This window comes from Flavobacterium geliluteum (assembly GCF_017948595.1).
In the GTDB taxonomy this organism is placed as follows: domain Bacteria; phylum Bacteroidota; class Bacteroidia; order Flavobacteriales; family Flavobacteriaceae; genus Flavobacterium; species Flavobacterium flavipigmentatum.
The window spans coordinates 1-21,192 of sequence record NZ_JAGFBV010000012.1 but is presented as its reverse complement, the minus strand read 5'-3'; the positions used below and the strand labels follow the sequence as shown (position 1 = coordinate 21,192).

Here is a 21,192-nt window from a genome sequence, read left to right as displayed (position 1 = left end):
TCTTTTGAATTTTATAAGGTTAACTTTGTAGTCTGCAAAATAATATTCTGAAAACTGGAGCCCTAGCCCTGATGGGAGCGGCATCCTTTTGTGGCGGGGTTCGCCACAAAAGATAGAGTCGGACAGCAGGAAATAGCTCCTGATACTTTAGATATTTGGTGCGAGAAGGTCTAAATTTAAAAAAATAAAAACATGAAAAAATCGTTTATAATTTTGTTTGTATCAGTTTTGATGATAAGCTGTAAGCAGGAAATTAAGTCGGAGGATATTGCAAAACTAAATGGTTATTGGGAAATTGAAAAAGTAGTTTTTGAGAAGGGTGAAGAGAAGAATTACGGTATGAATGAGAGTTTTGATTATTTTGAAATCAAGAATAATAAAGGATTAAGGAAGAAAGTTATGCCACAATTTGACGGAACTTTTTTGACAAGTGATTCTTTCGAAAATGTCACGGTACGTTTTGACGGAGAAAAAACTTTTCTGGATTATAAAACAGCGTATGCCAAGTGGAGTGAGGAAATAATTGCAATTTCTGATAAAGAATTTGTAGCTAAAAATAAAGAAAACAAAGAATATCATTATAAAAAAGCAGGACCGATAAATTTACTAAAAGATGGCGAAAAGACTAAATAATGAAAGTACGATTGGAGCGGTTTTGCAACAAATCATTCAGGTAAACAAATTGCAACCTGGTATGGATCAGATTGATGTGAAGGAAGCTTGGCGACAATTGATGGGAAACGGTGTAAATACGTATACTAAAAATATAGTGTTGAAGGGAAGTACGCTGTATGTAGAACTGGGTTCGGCTGTTTTGAGGGAAGAACTGAGTCACGGAAAGTCTAAAATTGTAAAAATGATCAACGAAGAATTGGGTCGTGATGTGGTTAAGGATGTGGTGTTACGGTAATTTTAGATTTTTCGAAATTTTCAATAAAAAAAATCCATTTCAATCGAAATGGATTTTTTTTGTGATTGTTAAGTTCAGTAATCTAAAATGATTAAAACTGCTCTCTACCAGCAAAGTGAAATGCGCTTTCGATAGCGGCATTTTCGTCGCTATCAGAACCGTGTACTGCATTTTCTCCAATAGAAGTTGCGTATGCTTTACGAATAGTTCCCTCAGCAGCTTCAGCTGGATTTGTAGCTCCAATTAAAGTTCTGAAATCTTCTACTGCGTTTTCTTTTTCTAAAATTGCAGCAACGATTGGTCCGCGTGACATAAATTCAACCAACTCTCCGTAGAATGGTCTTGCAGCGTGTACTGCATAAAATGCCTGAGCATCAGCTACAGTTAATTGTGTTAATTTTAAAGAAACGATTTTGAAACCTCCGTTTGTAATCATTGCTAAGATATTCCCGATGTGTCCGTTTGCTACAGCATCCGGCTTAATCATTGTAAAAGTTCTATTTGTTGCCATTTTCTTGCGATTTTTAAATTTTGTGCAAAAATAGACTTTTTTATGAATTGTTTTTAATTAATTCATAATTAAAACTTCACGAATTGATGTTTTAGCAAATAAATACAAAACTAAATGGTGATGATGTCAAAATTAGTTGCCAAAGGTTTGAGTTTTTGCAATAAAAGCGGAATCAATTGCTCGCCTTTTTCGAGATAAAATTCTGAAAAATTCGCTTGACGTTCCTGCAAACTTTTATTAGGGAACAATTCGCATTGCAGATCGATAACACGCTGTAATTGGTCGCTTAGATTTCTTTTTTGTGCTTTTAATAAACGTTTCTCCAAATTCTCTAAGCCTTTTGTTTGCTTGACTTCCTGCGCTTTTACAGCACCAATAAAAGATTTGTCGGTTTGTTGCGCCAATGCTAAAAGGTGCTGAAATTGTTGTGCTAAAATTTCTTTTTGAGGCGTTAAATCAATTGCAAATGGTGATAGTCTATGTGTAATTGCATTGGTCAAATCGGCTGGTTTGGCAAATAAATCTTGCCAGCTTAAACCTAATTTGTCTGCTTTTTTTACTTGTTTTTCTGTGGTTAAAAGTACTGAGTTTCGCACCAAAAGCATCGGAAAAGTAATGTTTATGGCGTCAAAAAAAGATTTTAATTCCAGCCAGTAAGCAATTTCTCCACCTCCGCCAATGTAGCACAAATTAGGGAGAATGATTTCCTGATACAACGGACGCATGATTACGTTAGGACTGAATTTCTCTGGATGATTTTCTACTAAATGTAGAATTTCTTCTTCTGAAAACGATGTTGTAGTACCGTTGACGATGTATTTGTTATTCTCAAAAACAATTCGTTCACGCAAAGTATCTTCGATATAAAATAAATTGATTTCACGAGGATTAACCTGTACCGTATAGTTTTTTAGTTGTTCGATTGTTTTCTGAACCGTTTTGAAAGAAGTTTGTTTTATTAATTCTTCTTTTATGTAAGGAATGAAGGCTTTTTTTAAATGTGCATCATCAGCATCCAAAATGACCAAACCTTGCGCGGCAAACAAACTATTGGCTAAAAAACGGGTGGCATCGGCTAAATTTTCATGTTGCAAATAGGCTTCTTCAAATAATTTTTTTAGATAATTCGCATTGGTACTGGCGCCTAATTCTTTAGAATAAATCTCAAAAAACTCGATTAAACCTTCAGTAGAAAGCCTTCCTACAGGCCCCGTACTTTCTTTGTGCCAACGGAATTTTTTTCCTTTAAAATTAAAATAATTAATTTCTTCAAAATCATGATCTTCAGTCGCCATCCAGTAAATGGGAACAAAATTATGAGCAGGATATTTCGATTTTAATTCTTTGGTAAGATTGATTGTCGAAATAATTTTATATAAAAAGTACAAAGGCCCACTAAACAAATTCAGCTGATGACCTGTGGTAATGGTAAAAGTATTGGAATGCTCTAATAGTCCGATATTTTGCTGGGTCGAATCTGAAATTTTGATATTCTGGTATTGCTTTTTTAAGGTTTCAACCAAAGGAATTCGATTCGAGTTATCGAAATTATTTTGCTTTTCAGCGATTTGTTTTTCAAAGTTTTCCAGTGTTGGAAAATGATTATATAGGGAGTTTAAATCTGATTTTTGCTCTAAATAATCGTGTATCAAAGTCGAGAAATATCCAGAGTTTTGATAGCTGATACAGTCGGTTGGCATATTGATTTTTATTTGTTGCTAAATTACCAAAAAAAAGCGGAACTAAATATTTGTTACTTTCAAAAATAAAATAGACTTTTAAGATCTATTTACTAAATCTTTTCGAACCACATGAAAAATAATCCTAAGCAAGAGAACTCTCTAAAGCATGTTCTTTTTGGCAGTTTAATCGGTACTACCATTGAGTTTTTTGATTTTTATATTTACGCCAATGCGGCAGTATTGGTTTTTCCGCAACTTTTTTTCCCTGGTTCAGATTCGACCACTTCGGTAATAGAATCGCTCGCTACGTTTGCAGTTGCTTTTTTTGCAAGACCTATAGGCTCGGCAGTTTTTGGTCATTATGGTGATAAAATTGGTCGAAAAACTACTTTGGTCGTGGCTTTATTAACTATGGGAGTCTCTACGGTTTGCATCGGTTTATTGCCTACTTATGCCAGTATCGGCATTTTGGCACCCATTTTATTGACGGTTTGCAGGTTTGGTCAAGGACTGGGTTTAGGTGGCGAGTGGGGTGGCGCTGTTTTATTGGCCATCGAAAACGCTCCTCCTAACAAGCGTGCTTGGTACGGAATGTTTCCACAATTAGGTGCGCCAATCGGATTGTTGCTTTCTGGTGGCACATTTTTGATTTTAGGAGATGTTTTGACCAACGAACAATTTTTTGACTACGGATGGAGAATTCCGTTTATTGCGAGTTCTGTTTTGGTAGTTGTAGGGTTTTATATCCGATTGAAAATTACGGAAACGCCATCGTTTGTTCAGTCTGTTGAAGCCAAAGAACAAGTCAAAATTCCACTTGTAACCATTCTAAAAAAATATCAAAAAGAATTAATTTTTGGCACATTTGCTGCGGTAACTACTTTTGTGGTATTTTATTTAATGACTGTTTTTAGTTTGAGTTGGGCGACCACCAATCTCGGATTTGCAAGACGTGATTTTTTGATAATTCAGCTTTTCTCAGTTCTGTTTTTTGGGTTTTCGATTCCGATTTCGGCTATAATTGCAGATAAATTTGGAAGAAGAAAAGTTTTGATAGCGGTGTCGATAGCCATTGTTTTTTTTGGATTTTTGTTTGCAGCTTTCTTAGATTCCGGAAGCGTAACTTTTATCACGATTTTTTTATGTCTTGGAATGACCTTGATGGGCTTGACTTACGGACCACTTGGAACTTTTCTTTCAGAATTATTTCCAACCGAAGTGCGTTATTCCGGTGCTTCTCTAACATTTAATTTGGCCGGAATCATAGGTGCAGCATTTGCACCTATGATTGCCATTTGGTTTGCTACCCATTACGGTTTAACTTATGTTGGATATTATTTGTCAATTGCTGCAGTAATTACAGTTTTGGCACTTTTATTTGTGTCTAAAAAAATACATAAGTTTTAAAATACTGATTTCTATTTTTAAAACCCCTCAAACCTTTCAGAGTTATTTTTTTAAAGGTTTGAGATTTTGTATGATATAAATCTTTTCTTCAAAATCATCCAAATATCCCGTATTTTTGCAAAAAATATTTCTTTTGAAAACCAAACTATTCGTCATCACGCCTCCTTTTACACAATTGAATACGCCGTATCCCGCAACAGCGTATATAAAAGGATTTCTAAATACAAAAAATATTGAATCGGTTCAGGCGGATTTAGGTATTGATGTGATATTAGAATTGTTTTCGAAGAAAGGGTTGATTGATTTGTTTCAGGTTTCAAGTTCCAAATTTGAAGTTTCAAATCCTGAAGTCTCCGATAATTCGAAACGTATTTTTGCTTTACAGGATGAATACATCAAGAGCATTGATGCTGTAATTCTGTTTTTGCAGGGAAAAAACCCAACTTTGGCTTTGCAGATTTGTCAGGAAGATTTTTTGCCGGAAGCTTCTCGTTTTGCGCAGCTCGAAGAACTCGATTGGGCTTTTGGGACCATGGGGACGCAGGACAAAGCCAAGCATTTGGCAACTTTGTACCTAGAAGATATTTCGGATTTTATTGTAGAATGTGTCGATGAAAATTTTGGTTTTAGCCGATATGCCGAACGTTTGGGGCGAAGTGCCAATTCTTTTGATGAATTGTACAGCGCTTTACAACAAAAACTAACGTACATTGATTCAATTTTAATGTCGCTTTTAAAAGTCAAAATTGAGGAAATAAAACCCACATTGTTTTTAATTTCTGTTCCCTTTCCAGGGAATTTATACAGCGCTTTTCGATGTGCACAATGGGTAAAAAAGCATCATCCGAATATTAAAATTTCGATGGGAGGCGGTTTTCCGAATACCGAATTGCGTTCTCTTTCTGATTCTCGTGTTTTCGAATTTTTCGATTTTATTACTTTGGATGATGGGGAAGTACCAATAGAAGAGTTAATCTTTAATTTAGAAAATTCAAATGCTAATTCTTATAAAAGAACTTTTCTACTGGAAAATGGCAGTGTTGTCTATAAAAATAATTCTTTAAAACAGGATTACAAACAATCACAAGTCGGGACTCCGGATTATTCAGGTTTGCCTTTGGATAAATATATTTCTGTTATCGAAATCGTAAATCCGATGCATAGAATGTGGAGTGACGGCCGATGGAATAAGCTTACAATGGCACACGGATGTTATTGGGGAAAATGTACTTTTTGCGATATTTCGCTCGATTACATAAAAGTTTATGAGCCCGTGGCAGCCAATTTGCTTTGCGATCGCATAGAAGAAATGATGCTTCAAACGGGACAAAATGGCTTTCATTTTGTCGATGAAGCAGCGCCGCCAGCTTTGATGCGTGCCTTGGCTCTGGAAATTCTTCGTCGAAAATTAGCGGTAACCTGGTGGACGAACATTCGATTCGAAAAAAGCTTTTCTAAAGATCTGTGTTTGCTCTTAAAGGCTTCCGGTTGTATTGCTGTTTCGGGCGGTTTAGAGGTAGCTTCTGATCGTTTACTGAAATTAATTGACAAAGGTGTTACAGTTGAACAAGTAGCAAAAGTGACGAGCAATTTTACAGAAGCAGGGATTATGGTACATGCTTATTTAATGTACGGTTATCCGACACAAACGGTTCAGGAAACGGTAGATAGTCTCGAAATGGTGCGTCAGTTGTTTGAAGCGGGCGTTTTGCAATCTGGTTTTTGGCATCAATTTGCAATGACAGCGCACAGTCCTGTTGGGTTGTATCCGGAGAAATTTGGCGTGACAAAAACAACCGAAATTATCGGAACTTTTGCCAATAATGATATTGATTATACCGATGCTACTGGTATTGACCACAATAAATTTAGTTTCGGACTAAAAAAATCACTTTTTAATTTCATGCACGGTATCTGTTTTGATTATGAGTTGCAAGATTGGTTTGATTTTAAAATTCCAAAGACTAAAATTCATCCCGATTTTATTTTTAATGCGCTTGAAGAACAAAACCACTTCGACACAAAACCAAATACAAAAGTGGTTTGGCTGGGCGGAAAGCCACTTGTTGAGTATTTTACAAAATCAAAAAAAGGTCAAACCTGGGAAATGATGGCGCTGACTTTTCATGATAAAAAAGAAAGTTTTGTTATTCAAACCAATAAAAGTGAGGGTGAATGGCTGGTTCAAATTTTACAAAAAACTGCTATTTCAAATACAAAAAATTATACTTTTCAAGAAGTAAAAAATGATTTTGAAATGCAATTAGAGGATTTCGAACTATTTTGGTATTCGAAACCCATTAATACGTTACGCGAATTTGGTTTGCTGGTTTTATAATTAGTAATCAACACTTTCTCCGTCAAGCGGAATGGCAACTTTTTCGAGAAGATTGTTTTTTTCAAGTGCCAGTTTCAATTCTTCCCGGGTTGTGGGACAATGGTTGAGAGCTTCGAGATGATTTGCAAGCACTTTATTGGGTGCCAGTGCTACAAATTTTAAGATATCATCCATTTTCATTAAAAGAGGTTGTCCGATGTCAAGTCTTGCTGTTCCGCAGGCGACAACAGCAATGTCTGGTTTTTTTTCGATTAAAATTTTTTCTACATGTTTTGTAAAAATGGTGTCGGAGCTTATATAAATTGATTTTTCGTTAGGCAATTCAATATAAAAACCCATCACATTGCCCATCAATTTTGCAATAAATCCATAACCGTGAATGGCTGGAATTCCTGTAATTTTACCTTCTAAAAAAAATTGTTCTTCACCATAATTTAAGGTTTGAGAGATGTTTAAGCCTCTTTTTAGTAACGCTTTTTCGTCTTTGGTACTACAGATTACTGGAGTGTTTTTTCTCCTTAAAAAAATCTCTCCTCTTTTGTCAATATGATCAGGATGTAAATGAGTTATCAAGCAATGTGTGACACGGTTTAGGATATCTTTGCTATTGCGAGGCAGCATCACCAAAGGGTTTCTTTTAGGTGGGTAGCGAAATAATGTAAAAGGAGCAATCGTTTTTCTCTTTCCCAACATTGGATCTACCAAAATTACGTGATCTTCTGTTTCTATGATTAAAGTAGCGTTTCGTAAATGATGTAATTTCATATTTGAAATAATTAGATATTAAATTTACGAAAAATAGTGATAATGAAAAATTATTACACCATTGAAAATCGAAATCCAATTCCGTGCAGGTTTTCTATTGCGATTCCGCTTTCGCTAATTAGAATTTTTCGTAAACGTGAAATAAAAACATCCAGACTTCGTCCCATAAAATAATCATCAGTTCCCCATAATGACATCAGAATCTGTTCTCTTTTTAAAACTTTATTTTTGTTGTCAAGAAATAATTTGAGGAGTTCTGATTCGCGCTGAGTGAGGCCAATTTTTTCATGATCATTAAAAAGAATAAAATTTTTAGTATCAAATTGGTATTTTCCAATTTCATAAAGCGATTTTTCAAGAGTAATATTTTTTTGCACTCTTTTTAAGAAGATTTCAATTTTTAAGAGCAATTCTTCAATGCTGAAAGGTTTTACGAGATAATCATCGGCGCCCAAACGCAATCCTTTTATGCGATCTTCTTTTAAAGTTCTAGCTGATAGAAAAATAATAGGGACATAATTATCGAGTTTTCTAATTTCGGTTGCCAATTCAAAGCCATCCATTTTTGGCATCATAATATCAAAAATGCAAATGTCAAAATCTTCTTTTTTAAAAGTTTCGAAAGCTGATTTTCCTTCGCAGCAATGTACAACCTCATAATTGTTTTGCTCCAAAATGTCTTTGGTTAAAAAAGATAACGTTTCATCGTCTTCGGCATAAAGAATTCTGATTTTTTTCATTTTTTATAAGGAATTGATAAAGTAATCGTAGTTCCGTTTACGCTGTTGTTTGAGGCCGCAATTTTCCAGCTTTGTAAGGTGCAAATCTTTTTTACATAGTACAAACCGAGTCCAAATCCATTGACTTCGTTGCTTTTTGAGTTTTGAATGCGGTAAAATTTATCAAATATAAACGGAATATTTTTAATTGTAATTCCGATCCCGTTATCGATGAATTCTAATTTTAAAATTTGATTTTCGATTGTAATCCGAATCAAAATTTCGGGTTGAGAATCACAATATTTTACGGCATTGTCGAGTAAATTATACACTAAATTGGAAAAATGAAAAATATCGGTTGCTATCTGATGATCATCAGTATTTGATTCGATTGTAATGTTAGCGTCAGGATATTTTAATTGAATGTTTTGAATGGCTTCTTCGAGAACTGGTACGATCAGGACGCTTTCGATTTTTAATTCTAATGCTGTATAATCTGATTTGGCAACATTCAGAATTTTTTCGATATGACTATTCAATTTATTACTCTGATTGATAATAATGTCCGTATAAGTATGCAATTTTTTATCTTCTTTAATCGGATTTTGCTCGATCAAGTATTTAGAGGCAATGAGAATAGAAGATAAAGGTGTTTTGAACTCATGAGTCATATTATTGATGAAATCACGCTGCAATTCCGAGTATTTTTTTTGCTGCAAAAGCGTAAAAATGGAGTACACATAAATTAACAGAATAAAAATAAGCATGATCGAAAGTACAAACCAAAAACGCATCGAACTAAAAAGATAACTTGTTTCGTTTGGGAATCGCACAGCAAAATAATAAATCAAATTTTGATGTTTTGGAAAATAAACAGACTGTTTTGCTTTGCTTTTTTCGGATAGCGAAATATAATTGCCATAAATCATTTCGTCGCTTTGACAGTTGTACATGGCGTATTCAAAATCTGTCGTAATATTCATTTTTTTGAACTCAGATTTTAGATAAAATTCCAGAATATCAGGTTCAAAATCATTGTCGATGTTTACAATATAGTAGTCATTGGCTATTTTTTGCACCGGATTTTGTGCGGGTAATTCATGATTAGTGCCTTCGTATAGTTTTTTGGCAACTTCCAGCAAAGCAATATGTGTTTTCTGGCTTAACTTTTTTTGCTCTAAAGTAAAAGCCTCTTTTGTCCACAATAACTGTGCAATCAATATTCCTATGATGGCTACAAGTCCGAGAATAATGATGCTATTGAGTTTATTTATTTTCAAACAAAAGGATTTAGAAGTGCAATATTAATCAAAAATAGATTTAAAAACTCCCATTAACAAGTCATTAACAAACATTTGAAAGCGGTTAACAGCGATTGTAGAAGGTCATAAGTACTTTTGCTATAGAGAATAACAAGAACTTTAACCATTAAATAAATAACTATGAAAATGATCAAGATTACAATGTTGGCTTTGGCCTTGGGATTAATGTCTTTTGCGACAATCTCACCGGTAGAATATTTGATTGCTAAGAAGAATAACACAACTTTGGGTACAGCTATTGTCTGGAAAACAGAAAGTGTTGATGTTGGTGAAATTCCGCAAGGAAAACCAAAAGCTATTGTTTTTGAATTTAAGAATTCTGGAAATACAGCGATTGTAGTGACCAATGTGGTTGGCTCTTGCGGCTGCACGGCGACAGATTATACCAAGGAACCGATTCTTCCTGGAAAAACAGCAAAAATCACGGCTACTTACAATGCAGCAAATAAGGGTGCCTTTACAAAAACAGTTACAGTTACTACAAATGCAGAGGCTACGCCCAAAGTGCTTACTCTAAAAGGAACCGTAATCTAAGATATAAGGTTGATTATATAAAGGTGAAAACTCCGGATGCGTTATGCGTTCGGAGTTTTTTTGATTTTAAATTATTGTAATCTTCAAAATGTGCTTTGCATTTTGTTAAAACGAAATCTGTTCTGTTTAGAGCAGTTTTTTTGTTTTTGGTAATTTGTATAGTACTAATTAAGGATCCTTTTTTTGTAATTTGAAGGATATTTTTTTGTAAGAATTTTAACTTCGGTAAAATGTAAATTATGTTTTAATTAAATCTGTTTTATTTTAATCAATTTTTTATTAATTAAAATTATACCCCATATTTTTTTAGGGTAAAATGGAATTTTATAATTTTAAAAAGGCTTTTTTGTGTTTAAATAATCTTATTTTTTAATTATAACCCTAAATTTTTATATGTTTTTTATGAAATTTAGTTATTGAATTTTCAAAAACAAATCCTAAATAATATGAAATAACGATTATTGAATACTAAATTTTTGTAATCCATAATTCTTGCATCAAATCATCAAAAAAGTACTTTTGGATTCTTGTGATGATACAAAAGTTAATAAATTCGCTAATGAAAATGGTGGTGTTTTTAGGAATAAAAAATAATGTTTTAAATAATGATTTATACTGTCACTAGATATAAGAAGGATTAACTAACCAGAACCAATATTAACTAAAAACCAATTAAAACATGAAAAAAGTATTACACATTTTTGCCGCGATGTTAACAAGTTCTTTTGCTATCGCCCAAGAAGAAGAAACGGCAGTTTCGCCAGCGACCACTTTTGCAGGGTCTGCGGATGCCTACTATAAGTATGATTTTGCCAAACAAATGAATGGTTTGACGAGTTTTACAAACTCACAAGATTCTTTTGAACTAGGAATGGCTTCTATAGAAGCATCACACACATTTGGAAAAGCATCTGTATTTGTAGATTTGGGTTTTGGAAAAAGAGCAGGAGAGTTTTCATATAATGAAACAACAGATAAAGATATCAATGCAAAATTTTTAATAAAACAATTATATTTCACTTATCAAATTTCTGATGAATTTAAAGTAATAGCGGGTAGTTTTGGCACTCATATTGGGTACGAATTAGTTGATGCAGTAGATAACAAAAACTATAGTATGTCGTACGCATTCTCATACGGTCCGTTTTTTAATACGGGGATAAAAGCACAATATACTTCGGGCAAATTTACAGCAATGTTGGGTATTACAAATCCAACCGATTTTAAGTCGGCGATGGATGCCGGTACAAAACAAAAAACGTATGTGGGGCAAATCGGGTATATTGGTGAGACAGGAAGTGCTTATCTGAATTTTACAACAGGAAGCGGTAATCCGGCTTTTGATGACAACAAAACTCAGTTTGATTTTGTGGCTTCAAAAACTATTACAGATGCATTTTCATTAGGTTTTAATGCAACTTATGCAAAAACTAAAAATGATTTTGACAGTGAGTTAGATGGCGATTGGTTTTCAGTAGTAGGATATGCCAGCTATGCTTTCAAACCAAGTTTAAGTTTGGCTTACAGAGCAGAATATTTTGATGGAAAAGATGCTATTGGTTTAGGCACATTAGATGGTTCCAGTGTTTTTGCGAATACAATATCATTAAATTATAAAGTAGGTAAATTAACAATAATCCCTGAGTTACGTTATGATGCTGCTTCAGAAGATATCTTTTTAGATACTGATAGTGCACCAGCTGGCGGATCATTTTTCGGATTACTTGCAACAACATACTCTTTCTAGAGACAAAGATTGATATTTTTTTTTTTTTTTTGGAGCTGTCGAAACATAATAATGTTTAGGCAGCTTTTTTATTGACATCAATTGTAAAGTGACCAAAATAGATTGGTAGTGAATTTTGTTTGATCAAGAGTCCCGAAAAGAATGATGTAATGACGTAAACTTATAGAATTTTAGGTTGTTTGAGTCAGAATTTACAAAAAGTAAAAGTTAGATGTTTCGTAAAAAAAAAACACCTTTCTGATCTAATTTAGAAAGGTGTTTTTTATATTTTTTAGTACGTTTTATTGAAGCTGCTTTTTGTAGATAGAATAGATGGTATCGATTGTTTTTCTATCTAATACTGAAGTAGTATCAGTTTGAATGTAATGCAATTTAAAAGCCATAATTGCTGCAGTAAGGTTCTTTGTGTTGTAACCTATAATACGTAGAGCAGGCTCAATTTTAAAATCAAAGGGCGCTTCTTCTAAAACGTCATCTTGCCAAATTCCGAAACCTTTTTCGGCCAAAGTTTTCCACGGAAACAAAGCACTCGGATCTGTTTTTCTTCCGGGAGCAATATCGGCGTGACCAATAAAATTTTGAGTCGGAATGTTGTAATCTTTTTTTAATTTCGTTAAAAGAGCTACCAAACTGCTTATTTGTGCTTCAGAAAAAGGCTCAAATCCATTATTGTCCAATTCAATCCCGATAGAAGTCGAATTAAGATCGGTTGTTTTTCCCCAAGTCGAGTTTCCGGCATGCCAAGCTCGTAAATAATCGTTTAGCATTTGTACCACTTTACCATTCTCAGAAATTACATAATGCGCACTAACCTGTGTTTTTACTTTTGTAAAAGTATTGATGGTTTGCTCTAGAGAATCCTGAGCAGTATGATGAATGATGACAAAACTTGGTTTTCTTAAATTAAAATTAACGGTTCCAATCCATTCTGTACTGATACCATTTAATAAAGCGGTCGATCCTGTCTTCGAAATTGAATCTCGCACAATATGAAGCTGTTGTGCGTAAAGAGAATCTATGCTAAGCGGCGCCACAGCAGGTATTGGTTGAACTTCTTTGCTTGTTATTTGTTGTTCTAAAGTTTTAAGTTGCTGATCGTATACTTTTTCGGTAATTTTATGAGGGTTTTTTGTTGCGCACGAAGTGATAATAAGTGCAGTAATCAGGTAATAAAAATGTTTTGTCATGTTTATACATTTTTTTTTAAGTGAGTAAGTAGCAATTATTCGGTTTCTTTGGTTGCATCTTTAACTTCCTTAATATCTTCTTTTATATCTTTTTTAGAGTCTTTTTTCTTTTTAGATTTCGGCTTTTTTACTTCTTTAAAATTAGCCATAAATGCAGTAAATTTCTCTTTTTGGTCAGGATTTAAGAAAGCATTTATTTTTTTATTAGTTTCTTCTCTAAGAGCATTGATTTGCTCTAATTTTTGATCTTGGGTGCTGCTTTCATTTTTCAAAAGAATGCCTTGCTCTCTCATGCTGTCTGCCATAACATTGGTAATGGCAATTGCTTGCAATTCATCAAGATTTACCTCTGGTTTCATTTGTTCTACAATTTTAGCAGCGGTTTCTTCAGCAGGAATTTCTTTAGGCTTGCTTGGCGCACTTTGTTGTCCCTGCATCATGCTTCTGTCCATTCCCATTGCGCCACCTCTTCCGTAGCCATTATTATTATAGCCATTTCCATATTGAGCCCAAACTGTATTGATGCTCAACAAAGCAAAAACAAGAAGAAATAGTGATTGAATTGGTTTCATAATTGCGTTTTTATGTTGATTAGCTATTCTTTATCGTAAATTTAAGCAGGTTCTCCGTATAAATCAAATTCTGTTGCTTCTATTATTCTAATATTAACAAATTCTCCCGTTTTTACGTAATGTTTCGAGGCATCTATTAATACTTCATTGTCTACATCAGGACTATCAAATTCGGTTCTGCCAACAAAATGAGCGCCTTCTTTTCGGTCAATAATACATTTAAAAATCTGACCTACTTTTTCTTGATTCAAGTCCCATGAAATTTGAGATTGTAATTCCATAATTTCATTGGCTCTGGCTTGTTTTACATCATCTGGCACATTATCTTCCAATAAATAAGCATGTGTGTTTTCTTCGTGAGAGTATGCAAAACATCCCATTCTGTCAAATTTCATTTCCTGAACAAAATCTTTCAAAATCTCAAAATCTTCTTGTGTTTCGCCAGGATATCCTACAATCAAAGTCGTTCTAATGGCCATTCCGGGAACAGCAGCACGAAAATCTTTCAATAATTGTGTGGTTTTGGCCTGAGTAGTACCACGACGCATCGATTTCAAAATAGAGTCTGAAATATGCTGCAACGGAATATCAATATAATTACAAATCTTAGGCTCACGTTTCATTAATTCAAGTACATCCATCGGAAACCCAGTTGGGTAGGCATAATGCAAACGAATCCATTCAATTCCTTCTACTTTTGCCAAAGCTTCCAGAAGTTCTGCCAGATTTCTCTTTTTATAAATATCAAGACCGTAATAAGTAAGGTCCTGCGCAATTAAAATCAATTCTTTAACTCCGTTTCTTGCCAGACCTTCTGTTTCTTTAACCAATTTTTCAATAGGCTGCGACACGTGTTTACCGCGCATCAGCGGAATAGCACAAAAACTGCAAGGTCTGTCACAACCTTCGGCAATTTTTAGGTAAGCGTAATTTTTTGGAGTCGTAGTTAAACGTTCTCCTAACAATTCGTGTTTATAATCGGCTCCCAAAGCTTTCAATAATTGAGGCAATTCTGTTGTGCCAAAATATTGATCTACATTCGGAATCTCTTTTTCTAAATCAGGTCTGTAACGCTCAGATAAACATCCGGTTACAAAAACTTTGTCAACCAGTCCTTTCTCTTTTTTATCAGCATATTCCAAAATCATGTTTACAGACTCTGCTTTGGCATTGTCAATAAACCCGCATGTGTTAATTACGATAATATTTCCCTCCTCTGCAGCTGGTGCCTCGTGTGTTACTTCTTTTCCATTGGCACGAAGTTGTCCCATCAAGACTTCGCTATCATATACATTTTTCGAACACCCAAGAGTGATTACGTTAATTTTGTTCTTTTTTAAAGACTTGGTTCTCATACTTTTATAAATTGGAGTGCAAAATTACGCTTTTTTATTCAAACACCGCTCCTTTAGGTTTGTTTTAGTGTTTTTTTCAGGAGCTATTCCTGCTATCATTCCAATCTTTTTTATTGCAGAAAAAGCAATAAAAAAGGATTTTCCCTTCTATCAGGGCTAAAAAAAATCCGCTAAGCAACACTAAGCGGAAATTTCCATTCATCTATTTATTCTTAATTACAATTCAAATAATAATGTCAGCGAAACATTCGTAAGCTTCGAGGTTATGTTAGCACCGTCTGTAAATCCAGTCGCGAAAAATCCTTCATTCGATTTTCTTTCGGCATACGAATAAGCCAAGTCTAGTTTTGTAGCTCCAAAACTATATCCTAAACCGCCAGAATAACCGGTCAAATCTCCACTTGTTGTGGCGTTTTTGTACGGACTTCCTTCAAAACGATATCCACCACGCAAACTCAATTTATTTATTTTGTACTCTCCACCAATTCTCAGTTCGCCATTGCTTGTCAATTGATTACTTAACTGATTGTTGATTCCTCTAAAACCTTCATCGCTTGTGGGTTTAAATTTGGTGTTTCCATAATCTTTTATTGCGTAATCAATGCTAATTAAGCCAGATTTTCCAAAAACATAAGCCGCACTAAAAGTGGTTTTTCCCGGAGTTTGCAAAGTATAAGATTCATATACGTTAATTACGTTAGGATTTACAAATTTGTTTATAGGTTGTCCGCCATCTGCTTGTCTTGTGGTAGATAAAGTTTGCGAAGTTTCATCAAAAAGTTCGTACCAAGTATTTGACTCGTATGCCAATCCTAATCTAAATGATTCTGTAACTTTTGCAATAGCTCCTAATTGAAAAGAAAAACCATTACCGTACGTGTACAATTCATTGTTAAAACGTAAATTAGAAATAGTTTCTTCTGGAGTTAACGGATTGTTATTGTCTTCGTAAAAACTACTGGATCTTCTGTAGTCGGTAATATGAACATTTAAATTCGCTCCAAAGTAAAGACGGTCTTTATAAGAAGTAGCTATATTAAAACTTAATTTACTGTTATAACCTCTGGTATAAATTTCGTTTTCATGATAGTAATTTCCTCCTGCTGGTACATTAGAGTTGTATTGAGTGTTGTTATTGTCAAGTGGAGCAACGGGGTTAATAACAAAACCTTCATATCCCATGTACGCTTGTTGTTCTTTGTAGTTGAGCTCATCGTAATACGAATTTTTAATTACCCCAAGCGGAACTCCATCAGCAAAAGCTAAAAAATAATCATCAATAGAATTGGTAGGATTTGTACCGGCAGAAAAAACATTATTATTAAAATTGTTTGTGTTTTCGTAACTGGCTCCAATAGCAATTTTTTTCCAACTGTTACTTGGGTTGCTGTCGTGAAAAACAAAAACACCACTTGCTTGATTCAATATAAACGAGTTGTCTTTGTCACTTGTGTTCGTGCCAAAATAATTAGAGTTGTTTTTGGTATTTTGGTTGCTAAGTGTAAGTCCAAACTGGTTATTGTTGAATATAGCAGAACCAGCGGGATTGACCGTTGTAGAGGATAAATCTCCGCCAACAGCTCCAAATGCACCGCTCATGGCTCTAAATCGGGCAGTTCCCGTTAAATTATCTTGCGCATAACGTACAGCATCATAAACTTCTTGAGAATAAGACACGCTAAAAGTTAGTCCTGTTGCAATAAGGAGAAATATTTTTTTCATTTGGCTAAGTTTTAATTTTAATTATGGTATTACACAAAAGGGAAAAATTATCTTCTTCCACCACCACCGCCTGATGATCTTCCGCCACCGCCGCCACCTGATGATCTCATGCTGCCTCCGCCGCCACTATTCATAGAGCGCGATGGGCTAGGAGAGTAGGTTCTGGAAGAATTACTATTGCTGCTATTGTTGTAGTTTCTGTTTGTTGTAGTTGTGTTTGATGATCTTCTGTTAGAATAATCATAAGTACTATTTTGTCCCTGACCAGTGCTTCTTCTGTTGGTAAAAGTTGAATTACTTGATCTGTTATCCATACCAGATCCTCTTCTGTCAGTAAAACCTCTGTTAGATGTGTAATTTCTGTTGGTAGTATAACTGCTTCTGTTAGAAGTGTAACTTCTGTTGCTTACAGTGCCTCTGTTAGAAGAATAGTTTCTTCCTGCGTAATATCCTGCTGAACCTCTTCGGCCTGTCGCGTATGAATAGTTATTGTAGCCGTACCCATAACCTGGTCTTCCATAGTAACCGCCTCCATAATAACCTCCGTAAAATCCACCACTATAACCCCAGCCCCAGCCGTATCCAGGTCCCCAAAAACCAGGGTAACCCCAGTTTCCGCCACCGTACCATCCGTAACCAGGATATCCCCATCCGCCGAAGCCATAACCAGGAAATCCCCATCCCATAGACATTCCCCATGACCATGAAGAGGTTGGGTATGTATTTATGACAACTTCGGTATTGCTGCTTCCCCAAGCCGGGTAGCTTTTAGCTACTACTGTGCTGTCATTTTCGGCATTGTAATTACTATAGTTGTCTACGTCTGTAAAAATTTCCGTTGGTTGTTCTTCGTCTTGCAACGATCTGAAATAGTCTGTGTATTGGTCGTTTTTATTGGTCGTTGTTTGAGCATAGGTCCTTGTTGTTCCTCCGTAAACACCGTCACTATCATAGTATGAAGTATTTTGATAAGAACCACATGACGTTACTAAAAAACTCACTAATACAATAATGTACAAATGAGATGAATTTTGGCGGAGAGAAGTATAAGTTTTCATATCTGTGGTGTTTTTTATTGTTGGACATTACAAAAATAGTTAGTTTTGTCAAACTATTTAGTTAAAATTATTAAAACAAAATTTGTGCCAAACTATTCAATATGAGCAAGAACCTCACTACAAGATCCGAAGATTATTCAAAATGGTATAATGAGCTGGTTGTAAAAGCAGATTTAGCTGAAAACTCGGGAGTTAGAGGCTGTATGGTCATAAAACCATACGGTTATGCTATTTGGGAAAAAATGCAAGCAGAGTTAGATAGAATGTTTAAAGAAACAGGACATCAGAACGCTTATTTTCCTTTATTTGTGCCAAAAAGCATGTTTGAAGCTGAGGAAAAAAATGCCGAAGGATTTGCAAAAGAATGTGCTATTGTAACGCATTACAGATTAAAAAATGACCCTGATAAACCCGGAAAATTGATGGTTGACCCAAATGCTAAATTAGAGGAAGAACTTATTGTTCGCCCAACAAGTGAGGCTATTATTTGGTCAACGTACAAAGGTTGGGTACAATCATACAGAGATTTGCCTTTATTGATTAATCAATGGGCGAATGTTGTGCGATGGGAAATGCGTACGCGTTTGTTTTTAAGAACAGCCGAGTTTTTATGGCAGGAAGGGCATACGGCACACGCAACAAAAGCCGAAGCACTTGAGGAATCTGTAAAGATGATGAATGTTTACGCTGATTTTGCACAAAATTTTATGGCGATTCCGGTTGTAAAAGGTATAAAAACCGAAACGGAGCGTTTTGCTGGAGCTGATGAAACCTATTGTATCGAAGCTTTAATGCAGGACGGAAAAGCATTACAGGCGGGTACATCCCACTTTTTAGGACAGAATTTTGCAAAAGCTTTTGATGTAAAGTTTGCTAATGCCGAAGGAAAGCAAGAACACGTTTGGGGAACTTCATGGGGTGTTTCGACTCGTTTAATGGGGGCTTTGGTAATGACGCACTCTGATGACCAGGGATTGGTGTTGCCTCCAAATTTAGCTCCGATACAAGTGGTCATTGTTCCTATTTATAAAACGGATGAGCAACTGGCCGAAATTACTGTTGCAGTTAATGAGTTGACAGCGAAATTGAAAAAATTAAAAATATCGGTCAAATATGATGACAGAACAACTCAAAAACCAGGATTCAAGTTTGCTGAATGGGAATTGAAAGGGGTTCCTGTTCGAATTGCGGTTGGTCCAAAAGATTTAGAAAACGGAACTTTTGAGGTTGCGAGACGTGATACTTTATCAAAAGAAGTGGTTTCTAAAGAAGAAATTGTAAATTATGTAAACGAGTTGCTGGAAACGATTCAGGCAGATTTGTTTAATAAAGCTTTAGAATATCGTAATTCTCACGTTACCGAAGTAAATAGTTTTGAGGAGTTTAAAGAAATTCTGGATGGAAAAGGAGGTTTTGTATCGGCTCATTGGGATGGTACGGCTGCTACCGAAGAAAAGATAAAAGACCTGACAAAAGCAACCATTCGTTGCATTCCTTTGGATGGTGTTGAAGAGGTGGGAACCTGTGTATTTACTGGTAATCCTTCTTCAAAAAGAGTGTTGTTTGCTAAGGCGTATTAAAAAAAAATAATTTTTTTTGCATCAGCTATTGTGCATCTTAAAAATAGATGTATCTTTGCATCCGCATTAGAGAAGCAGGGCCCGTTCGTCTATCGGTTAGGACGCATGGTTTTCATCCATGTAAGAGCGGTTCGATTCCGCTACGGGCTACTAATTTCTATTGCAAATTAAGTTATTTAACTTGATGTTTAAAAAAATGGCCCGTTCGTCTATCGGTTAGGACGCATGGTTTTCATCCATGTAAGAGCGGTTCGATTCCGCTACGGGCTACTATCTTCAATTATTTAGTTTGAAGAAAACTTAGAACGAGAATGGTCCGTTCGTCTAGGGGTTAGGACTCCAGGCTTTCGTCTTGGTAACAGGGGTTCGATTCCCTTACGGACTACTGAAATTAGTTGTAAATAAGTTTTGTAAAATAAAAATTGGTGTCTCTGTTTTTGTTTTATTAGTTAAAACCAAAGTGATTGTTATACAATTGTGGGAGGTTTTTCTTTTTTAACTAGTATTTATAATAATTATTACATCTAAAATTAAAAAGAAATGGCAAATCATAAGTCAGCATTAAAAAGAATAAGAAGTAACGAAAAAAGAAGAGTATTAAACAGATACCAACACAAAACTACTCGTAATGCTATCAAGGCATTAAGATTGGCTACTGATAAATCTGATGCTGCTTCAAAATTATCAACTGTAATTTCTATGATTGATAAATTAGCTAAAAAGAACATCATTCATGATAACAAAGCTTCTAATTTGAAGTCTAAGTTAACAAAACATGTTGCTAAGTTGTAATTAATTACAATTTCCTAAATATATAAAAGTCCTCTTTTTGAGGACTTTTTTTATTTGTATAAAACTGATATATTTTAATAGAAAATGGTGAAAGCAATAGCGGCTTTCATTGTTTAATTGATTGCTAGATGTCTAATTGGGATCAACACGAAAACCTGTGGAGTTATAAAAATTATGCATAAATAGTAGTGAGTCTAAAAAGGAAGTATTCCACATTCCTCACACCTCTGAATTTTGATCTGAATGCTTTTATTTTAGCATTGAATGATTCTGCAGAAGCATTAGTACTTCTGTTGTCAAAATAGTTCAATATCGTTTGATAATGATTCATAATGGTACGAGAGATTGTACCGAAAGACTTAAACCCGGATTGATTTACTTTTTCATGCCATTTGGCCAATTTTGCAAAACCAATGATTTTATCTTTTGTATTCTCGAAGATACCACGGAGCTCTTGAGTTAGATTGTATCCTTTTTGAATATCGGGATACAATTCAAATAATAATGCAGCCCGTTCTGTTTGATTTTGAGTCCATTTCGATTTGGTTTTGTACAAGAAATAGCGACTTCTGGCTAGTAATTGTTTAAGGGTATCTCCATTTGAGAGTATTTTAGATTCGAAATTTACTTTTGACTTTTTGGCTTTTTCAATAGCATCATTCTCTTGATCGATGGCTTCCCAGCGATATTTAATCCTGATTTCCTGCAGGGCTTCTGTAGCTAGCTTTTGAACGTGGAATCGGTCTGTAACCCGGGTAGCATTAACAAAACACTTCTTAGCTATCAATCCCATGTTTCCGGCCATATCCAAAGTGATTTCTTTGACTAGATTTCGTTGTTGAAGAGGCATTTTTTCAATAACGGCAATCACTGTTTCTGCTTTAGTTCCTGCAACCATAGCCACTATGGCGCCTTTTCTACCTTTACCGGATTTGTTGGTTAAAATAGTATAGAGCTCGCCATTGGAAAGGGAGGTTTCATCTATGGATAA

Annotated in this window: 19 protein-coding genes and 3 tRNA genes; 11 read left to right on the top strand and 11 right to left on the bottom strand. The window is 34.9% G+C overall.

Annotation, left to right across the window (positions count from 1 at the left end):
* Positions 1-192 precede the first annotated feature (192 nt).
* Both J3495_RS08935 and J3495_RS08930 read left to right on the top strand, forming a co-directional pair.
* Entirely contained in the window at positions 193-633 is a 441-nt protein-coding gene (locus tag J3495_RS08935) for a lipocalin family protein (RefSeq protein ID WP_210666211.1), read from the top strand.
* The gene (locus J3495_RS08930; protein ID WP_210666210.1) at positions 614-910 is read left to right on the top strand and encodes a DUF721 domain-containing protein; all 297 of its coding nucleotides are present in this window, start codon (positions 614-616) and stop codon (positions 908-910) included. Before J3495_RS08935 ends, J3495_RS08930 begins: the two co-directional genes overlap by 20 nt.
* Positions 911-1,001: 91 nt before the next feature.
* Here the strand turns inward: J3495_RS08930 and J3495_RS08925 are convergent, their stop codons facing one another.
* Both J3495_RS08925 and bshC read right to left on the bottom strand, forming a co-directional pair.
* The gene (locus J3495_RS08925; protein WP_035640013.1) at positions 1,002-1,421 is read right to left on the bottom strand and encodes a nucleoside-diphosphate kinase; all 420 of its coding nucleotides are present in this window, start codon (positions 1,419-1,421) and stop codon (positions 1,002-1,004) included.
* Positions 1,422-1,531: 110 nt separating this feature from the next.
* The gene (bshC, locus tag J3495_RS08920) at positions 1,532-3,121 is read right to left on the bottom strand and encodes a bacillithiol biosynthesis cysteine-adding enzyme BshC (RefSeq protein ID WP_210666209.1); all 1,590 of its coding nucleotides are present in this window, start codon (positions 3,119-3,121) and stop codon (positions 1,532-1,534) included.
* Positions 3,122-3,232: 111 nt separating this feature from the next.
* Between bshC and J3495_RS08915 the strand changes: the two genes are divergently transcribed.
* Entirely contained in the window at positions 3,233-4,510 is a 1,278-nt protein-coding gene (locus tag J3495_RS08915) for an MFS transporter (protein ID WP_210666208.1), read from the top strand.
* Between the two features lie 133 nt (positions 4,511-4,643).
* On the top strand, positions 4,644-6,848 hold the full coding sequence (locus J3495_RS08910) for a B12-binding domain-containing radical SAM protein (protein WP_210666207.1): 2,205 nt from the start codon (positions 4,644-4,646) through the stop codon (positions 6,846-6,848).
* Here J3495_RS08910 and J3495_RS08905 read toward each other — a convergent pair whose 3' ends face one another.
* Genes J3495_RS08905 through J3495_RS08895 form a run of 3 tightly spaced genes read right to left on the bottom strand, consistent with a single transcriptional unit; the run spans position 6,849 to position 9,612 of the window.
* The gene (locus J3495_RS08905; RefSeq protein ID WP_210666206.1) at positions 6,849-7,613 is read right to left on the bottom strand and encodes an MBL fold metallo-hydrolase; all 765 of its coding nucleotides are present in this window, start codon (positions 7,611-7,613) and stop codon (positions 6,849-6,851) included. It abuts the gene before it with no gap.
* A gap of 53 nt (positions 7,614-7,666) precedes the next feature.
* A complete protein-coding gene (locus tag J3495_RS08900) occupies positions 7,667-8,353 on the bottom strand; it encodes a response regulator transcription factor (protein ID WP_210666205.1) in 687 nt (228 codons plus the stop codon).
* A complete protein-coding gene (locus J3495_RS08895; protein ID WP_210666204.1) occupies positions 8,350-9,612 on the bottom strand; it encodes a sensor histidine kinase in 1,263 nt (420 codons plus the stop codon). The genes J3495_RS08900 and J3495_RS08895 overlap by 4 nt, the downstream gene beginning before the upstream one ends.
* A 162-nt stretch (positions 9,613-9,774) precedes the next feature.
* Here J3495_RS08895 and J3495_RS08890 point away from each other — a divergent pair, with 162 nt between their 5' ends.
* Both J3495_RS08890 and J3495_RS08885 read left to right on the top strand, forming a co-directional pair.
* Complete coding sequence (locus tag J3495_RS08890) at positions 9,775-10,188, top strand: DUF1573 domain-containing protein (protein WP_210666203.1); 414 nt, start codon at positions 9,775-9,777, stop codon at positions 10,186-10,188.
* Between the two features lie 679 nt (positions 10,189-10,867).
* Positions 10,868-11,935, top strand: coding sequence for an outer membrane beta-barrel protein (locus J3495_RS08885; RefSeq protein WP_210666202.1), 1,068 nt, complete (start codon positions 10,868-10,870; stop codon positions 11,933-11,935).
* A 281-nt stretch (positions 11,936-12,216) separates the two neighbouring features.
* Here the strand turns inward: J3495_RS08885 and J3495_RS08880 are convergent, their stop codons facing one another.
* The 5 genes from J3495_RS08880 to J3495_RS08860 all read right to left on the bottom strand — a co-directional run bounded on the left by J3495_RS08880 (position 12,217) and on the right by J3495_RS08860 (position 17,829).
* Positions 12,217-13,122 (bottom strand): N-acetylmuramoyl-L-alanine amidase, encoded by a 906-nt coding sequence (locus J3495_RS08880; RefSeq protein WP_210666201.1) that lies wholly within the window; start codon positions 13,120-13,122, stop codon positions 12,217-12,219.
* A 35-nt stretch (positions 13,123-13,157) separates the two neighbouring features.
* Positions 13,158-13,694, bottom strand: coding sequence for a hypothetical protein (locus J3495_RS08875; RefSeq protein WP_210666200.1), 537 nt, complete (start codon positions 13,692-13,694; stop codon positions 13,158-13,160).
* 41 nt (positions 13,695-13,735) lie between these two features.
* On the bottom strand, positions 13,736-15,049 hold the full coding sequence (rimO, locus tag J3495_RS08870; protein ID WP_210666199.1) for a 30S ribosomal protein S12 methylthiotransferase RimO: 1,314 nt from the start codon (positions 15,047-15,049) through the stop codon (positions 13,736-13,738).
* A gap of 216 nt (positions 15,050-15,265) precedes the next feature.
* Positions 15,266-16,771 carry an OmpP1/FadL family transporter gene (locus J3495_RS08865; RefSeq protein ID WP_210666198.1) on the bottom strand — a complete coding sequence of 502 codons (1,506 nt, stop codon included), beginning with the start codon at positions 16,769-16,771 and terminating at the stop codon, positions 15,266-15,268.
* Between the two features lie 47 nt (positions 16,772-16,818).
* A complete protein-coding gene (locus J3495_RS08860) occupies positions 16,819-17,829 on the bottom strand; it encodes a hypothetical protein (RefSeq protein ID WP_210666197.1) in 1,011 nt (336 codons plus the stop codon).
* 101 nt (positions 17,830-17,930) lie between these two features.
* Here J3495_RS08860 and proS point away from each other — a divergent pair, with 101 nt between their 5' ends.
* The 5 genes from proS to rpsT all read left to right on the top strand — a co-directional run bounded on the left by proS (position 17,931) and on the right by rpsT (position 20,201).
* Positions 17,931-19,409, top strand: a complete 1,479-nt coding sequence (gene proS, locus J3495_RS08855; protein ID WP_210666196.1) for a proline--tRNA ligase — start codon at positions 17,931-17,933, stop codon at positions 19,407-19,409.
* Between the two features lie 78 nt (positions 19,410-19,487).
* Positions 19,488-19,559 (top strand) — tRNA-Glu (locus J3495_RS08850).
* Between the two features lie 48 nt (positions 19,560-19,607).
* Positions 19,608-19,679 (top strand) — tRNA-Glu (locus J3495_RS08845).
* A gap of 43 nt (positions 19,680-19,722) precedes the next feature.
* Positions 19,723-19,794, top strand: a tRNA-Glu gene (locus J3495_RS08840).
* 155 nt (positions 19,795-19,949) lie between these two features.
* The gene (gene rpsT, locus J3495_RS08835) at positions 19,950-20,201 is read left to right on the top strand and encodes a 30S ribosomal protein S20 (protein ID WP_041517133.1); all 252 of its coding nucleotides are present in this window, start codon (positions 19,950-19,952) and stop codon (positions 20,199-20,201) included.
* A gap of 172 nt (positions 20,202-20,373) precedes the next feature.
* Here the strand turns inward: rpsT and J3495_RS08830 are convergent.
* The coding region (locus tag J3495_RS08830) for an ISAon1 family transposase (protein WP_210666195.1) at positions 20,374-21,192 on the bottom strand (819 nt) is incomplete at its 5' end.

Bases quoted from the DNA above. Each gene is read 5' to 3' on its own strand.
- J3495_RS08935 (WP_210666211.1), top strand. From the start codon at position 193: ATGAAAAAATCGTTTATAATTTTGTTTGTATCAGTTTTGATGATAAGC.
- J3495_RS08930 (WP_210666210.1), top strand. From the start codon at position 614: ATGGCGAAAAGACTAAATAATGAAAGTACGATTGGAGCGGTTTTGCAA.
- J3495_RS08925 (WP_035640013.1), bottom strand. From the start codon at position 1,421: ATGGCAACAAATAGAACTTTTACAATGATTAAGCCGGATGCTGTAGCA.
- bshC (WP_210666209.1), bottom strand. From the start codon at position 3,121: ATGCCAACCGACTGTATCAGCTATCAAAACTCTGGATATTTCTCGACT.
- J3495_RS08915 (WP_210666208.1), top strand. From the start codon at position 3,233: ATGAAAAATAATCCTAAGCAAGAGAACTCTCTAAAGCATGTTCTTTTT.
- J3495_RS08905 (WP_210666206.1), bottom strand. From the start codon at position 7,613: ATGAAATTACATCATTTACGAAACGCTACTTTAATCATAGAAACAGAA.
- J3495_RS08900 (WP_210666205.1), bottom strand. From the start codon at position 8,353: ATGAAAAAAATCAGAATTCTTTATGCCGAAGACGATGAAACGTTATCT.
- J3495_RS08890 (WP_210666203.1), top strand. From the start codon at position 9,775: ATGAAAATGATCAAGATTACAATGTTGGCTTTGGCCTTGGGATTAATG.
- J3495_RS08885 (WP_210666202.1), top strand. From the start codon at position 10,868: ATGAAAAAAGTATTACACATTTTTGCCGCGATGTTAACAAGTTCTTTT.
- J3495_RS08880 (WP_210666201.1), bottom strand. From the start codon at position 13,122: ATGACAAAACATTTTTATTACCTGATTACTGCACTTATTATCACTTCG.
- J3495_RS08875 (WP_210666200.1), bottom strand. From the start codon at position 13,694: ATGAAACCAATTCAATCACTATTTCTTCTTGTTTTTGCTTTGTTGAGC.
- rimO (WP_210666199.1), bottom strand. From the start codon at position 15,049: ATGAGAACCAAGTCTTTAAAAAAGAACAAAATTAACGTAATCACTCTT.
- J3495_RS08865 (WP_210666198.1), bottom strand. From the start codon at position 16,771: ATGAAAAAAATATTTCTCCTTATTGCAACAGGACTAACTTTTAGCGTG.
- J3495_RS08860 (WP_210666197.1), bottom strand. From the start codon at position 17,829: ATGAAAACTTATACTTCTCTCCGCCAAAATTCATCTCATTTGTACATT.
- proS (WP_210666196.1), top strand. From the start codon at position 17,931: ATGAGCAAGAACCTCACTACAAGATCCGAAGATTATTCAAAATGGTAT.
- rpsT (WP_041517133.1), top strand. From the start codon at position 19,950: ATGGCAAATCATAAGTCAGCATTAAAAAGAATAAGAAGTAACGAAAAA.